The sequence below is a fragment of the Aeromonas popoffii genome (assembly GCF_000820025.1).
In the GTDB taxonomy this organism is placed as follows: Bacteria; Pseudomonadota; Gammaproteobacteria; order Enterobacterales; family Aeromonadaceae; genus Aeromonas; species Aeromonas popoffii.
Window position 1 is genome coordinate 1 of record NZ_CDBI01000099.1, and the last position, 4,153, is coordinate 4,153.

Here is a 4,153-nt window from a genome sequence, read left to right on the forward strand (position 1 = left end):
GCATAGAGGAAGGCCGGGGTATCGGTCAGGTGCGCAGGCACCTGATCCGCCAGCTTGTGGATGATGGCCTGCGCCGCTGGGGAGAGTTCTTCCACCTTCAGCTCGCTGATGAACACCTTGGGGGCATCCGGATCTTTATGCTCAAAGTGCTTGGCATAGAGCTTCTTGGCCTTGAACACATATTCGCCCTTCTGCTCGTAACCGAGCGCCAGGAAGTGGGCGGCCAGCTTCTCCAGCCCCAGCTTGGGCAGGTTGTAGGTGCGAAACGCCACGTGATCATTGACGATGGGCTCGCCACCACCCAGCAGGGTGTGGACCTTGAGGGCACTCGGGGTGACGTGAATGTAGTTATCCCACAAGTGACCGAACAGGGTGTCGATATCCTTTTGCATCTCTCTTTCCTTTGATTGCGGGTACAGACAAGGGCACCTGTTCAGTGCCCCTTTTATTGTTTGTGATCTGCGCTCAACGCAGAGGAGGACAGTATCAGCCTCTTCCTTGTTAAAAGGTCAAACCCGGCGACAGCTGATCCGGCATGGCGGCTTTGCTGTCCTCGACGGAGGCGACCGGATAGGCGCAGTAGTCGGCGGCGTAGTAGGCGCTCGCCCTGTGGTTGCCGGAGGCACCGATACCGCCGAACGGCGCGGCGCTGGAGGCACCCGTGATGGGCTTGTTCCAGTTGACGATACCGGCGCGGATCCGCTTGAAGAAGTGGTGCCAGTCCGCTTCGCGGTCACCGAGCAGGCCCGCCGAAAGACCGAAGCTGGTGGCGTTGCCTTGATCGATGGCGGCATCAAAATCGTCGTAACGAATGAGCTGCAGCAGCGGGCCAAAATACTCTTCGTCCGGCAGTGCGCTCACAGCAGTGACATCGATGATGCCAGGCGAAACGAAGCCTGTGCCCGCTTCCAGGTGCTTGAGGGTCAGCAGACTCTCGCCACCCAGTCGTTGCAGGCTGGCTTGCGCCTCAACCATGCCCAGCGCCGCTCTTTCGCTGATCATGGCCCCCATGAAGGGCTGCTCGGCGGCATCATAGAGGCCAACCTTGATCTGGCCGACCACCTCCACCAATCGCTTGACCAGGGCATCGCCCCGGGCACCGCGCTCGACAAACAGACGGCGGGAGCAGGTGCAACGCTGGCCGGAAGTGATGAAGGCAGATTGCACTATGGCGTGAACGGCGCCATCAATATCACTCACATCCTTGACGATCAGCGGGTTGTTGCCACCCATCTCCAGCGCCAGGATCTTGCCGGGCTGACCGGCAAACTGCTGGTGCAGGAAGTGGCCGGTACGGGACGAGCCAGTGAAGAAGAGGCCGTCGATATCCGGATTACCTGCCAGCGCCTTGCCGGTCTCCACCTCGCCCTGCACCAGGTTGAGGACGCCCTTGGGCAGTCCCGCCTCCTGCCAGATCTTCAGCATGGCTTCGGCCACCATGGGGGTCAGTTCGGAAGGCTTGAACACCACGGCATTACCGGCGATCAGCGCAGGCACTATGTGACCGTTCGGCAGATGGCCCGGGAAGTTGTAGGGGCCGAACACGGCGACCACGCCGTGGGGCTTGTGGCGCACGAATGCCTTGGCACCCGGCATGGGGTTTTCGACCGTGCCGGTGCGCTCGTCATGGGCACGGATGGAGATGGCAACCTTGCCCTGCATAGCGGCCACTTCGGTGCGGGTTTCCCACAGGGGCTTGCCGGTTTCGCGGGCGATGGTGAGCGCCAGCGCCTCCTTGTGCTCGCCGAGCAGATCAGCGTAACGACGCACGATGGCAAGACGCGCCTCCAGGCTCATATCGGACCAATAGTAGAAGGCAGCGCGGGCAGCCTTGACGGCGGCATCCACCTGGGCGGCGCTGGCAGCCCCCCCTTGCCAGATAACCTCGTTCTTCGCCGGATCCCTTGACTCGAATGGCTTGCCTTCACCGGCAAGCCATTGACCGTCTATCAGTTGTACTAACTGGCTCATCCATTCACTCCCTGTGGTTCGCAAGCAACGTTGGCTGCCTGTTTCATATGCGGTTTTACTGCCAATACGGCTCAATCGAGATCGACGGCGCGTACCATGTCACCATCCTGCACCTTGAGTGCCGTCGCCATCTTGGGCGGAATGATGGCTTCATGCTTGTCGAGATCGACCCGGATATTGCCGTAGCAGGCACGGTAGTGCTCGTAGCGGGTATTGCAGACCAGATGGATCTTGCCACCTATGGGTTCGCCGATCAGCACCCGCAGCTTCTGGCTGCGGCGCACGCTGCGGATATTCTTCACGTCACACTCGACGGTGGGGCCTGCATCGAAGATATCGACATAGCCCCGGTTCACGAAGCCTTCATCCTGCAGCATCTTGATGGCCGGGCGGGTCTTGTCGTGGGTCTGGCCGATGACGGCGCGCGCCTCGTTGCTCAGCAGGTTGACGTAGATGGGGTACTTGGGCATCAACTCGGCGATGAAGCGCTTCTTGCCAATGCCGGTGAGATAGTCGACGGTGGGAAAATCCATCGAGAAGAAATGCTTTTGCAGCCACTCGTAGAAGGGGCTGTGACCATTGCCATCGGAGACGCCACGCATCTCGGCAAAGACGGTATCGTCGAACAACTCGGGATGCTCGGCCATGAACAGGAAGCGGTGCTTGGAGAGCAGGCGGCCGTTGAGCCCCTCGCGGGCGCATTCACGCAGAAACAGGGTGCAGAGTTCGGAATTGCCGGTGTAGTCATTGGACAGCGTGAGCGTCTCGACCACGTTGTAGATGCCAAGCTTGGGGGAAGAGTGCACCACCTTGCCGATGTGATAGTTGTAAAACGGCTGGGACAGGCCCACGGCCGCATCGATGGCACAGGTACCGACCATTTCGCCGGTCTCCAGATCCTCAGCGACGAAGAAGTAGAGGCAATCACCCTTACCTGCCGGTTTGTCCGAGAAGGTCTGGGTCGAGGCATCTATCTTGCGCTGCAGCAGTTCATCGTTGACAGGTAACGAAGTCATGCCGGTGCCGGATTCAATGGCACAGGTCTTGAGACCGGCAAAATCTTTTTGCTCGATGGGACGGATAACCAACATAAATGACAACTCCCTTTCATTGACGACAGGTGGGGTCCCGGCTCCTGCCGGGAGGGCTCCCCACCTCAATTTGGATCAGGCGTTAACCACCTGGGCAACCGCTTTCTCGAACCGGGCCAGCCCTTCCTTGATGTCCGCTTCCGGGATAACCAGCGAGGGGGCGAAACGCACCACGTTGGTACCCGCGACCAGTGCCATCAACCCCTGATCGATAGAGGCCAGCAGGAAGTCACGGGAACGGCCCTTGTAGTCATCGTTCAGCACGGCGCCGAGCAACAGACCCTTGCCACGCACTTCGCTAAAGCAGTGGTACTTGGCATTGATGGCATCGAGCCCGGCACGGAACAGCTGTTCGCGCTGCTTGATGCCGCTGAGCACTTCCGGGGTGTTGACCACATCGATCACCGCCTCGGCCACCGCACAGGCCAGCGGGTTGCCGCCGTAGGTGGAACCGTGAGTACCCACTTTCAAATGAGCCGCGATCTCGTTGGTGGTCAGCATGGCGCCGATGGGGAAGCCGCCGCCGAGCGCCTTGGCGCTGGTGAGGATGTCAGGCGTGACACCCAGACCCATATAGGCGTAGAGATCACCGGTACGGCCGACCCCGGACTGCACTTCGTCATAGACCAGCAGGGCATTGTGTTTGTCGCACAGCTCACGCACGCCCTTGGCGAACGCGTCGGTCGGACGAATGATGCCCCCCTCCCCTTGCAGCGGCTCCATCACCACAGCGCAGGTATTGTCGGAGATGACAGCAGCCAGCTCCGCCAGATCGTTGTAAGTCACATGGGTGATATCCGCCGGCTTGGGACCGAAACCATCTGAGTAAGCAGCCTGGCCACCGACACTGACGGTAAAGAAGGTACGACCGTGGAAACCCTGATGGAAAGCAATGATCTGGGTCTTGTGCTCACCGAACTTCTCGATGGCATAACGACGGGCCAACTTGAGGGCCGCCTCGTTGGCTTCGGCGCCCGAGTTGCAGAAATAGACCTTGTCGGCAAAGGTGGCGGCAACCAGCTTCTTGGCCAGGCGCAGGGCCGGCTCGTTGGTCATCACGTTGGAGAGGTGCCACAGCTTCTCGCCCTGGG

At 60.2% G+C, this 4,153-nt stretch carries 4 protein-coding genes; all 4 read right to left on the minus strand.

Translation table 11 applies throughout. From position 1 onward, the window contains the following. A partial coding sequence (locus tag BN1129_RS20945) for a 2-oxoadipate dioxygenase/decarboxylase family protein (RefSeq protein ID WP_042039206.1) occupies positions 1-392 on the minus strand: 392 nt, incomplete at its 3' end. A 109-nt stretch (positions 393-501) separates the two neighbouring features. Beyond that, positions 502-1,971 carry a succinylglutamate-semialdehyde dehydrogenase gene (gene astD, locus BN1129_RS20950; RefSeq protein ID WP_042039207.1) on the minus strand — a complete coding sequence of 490 codons (1,470 nt, stop codon included), beginning with the start codon at positions 1,969-1,971 and terminating at the stop codon, positions 502-504. A 71-nt stretch (positions 1,972-2,042) separates the two neighbouring features. Next, positions 2,043-3,062, minus strand: a complete 1,020-nt coding sequence (gene astA / locus BN1129_RS20955; protein WP_042039209.1) for an arginine N-succinyltransferase — start codon at positions 3,060-3,062, stop codon at positions 2,043-2,045. Positions 3,063-3,137: 75 nt separating this feature from the next. After that, positions 3,138-4,153, minus strand: a 1,016-nt coding sequence (locus tag BN1129_RS20960) for an acetylornithine/succinyldiaminopimelate transaminase (protein WP_042039211.1), incomplete at its 5' end; no start/stop codon positions are given.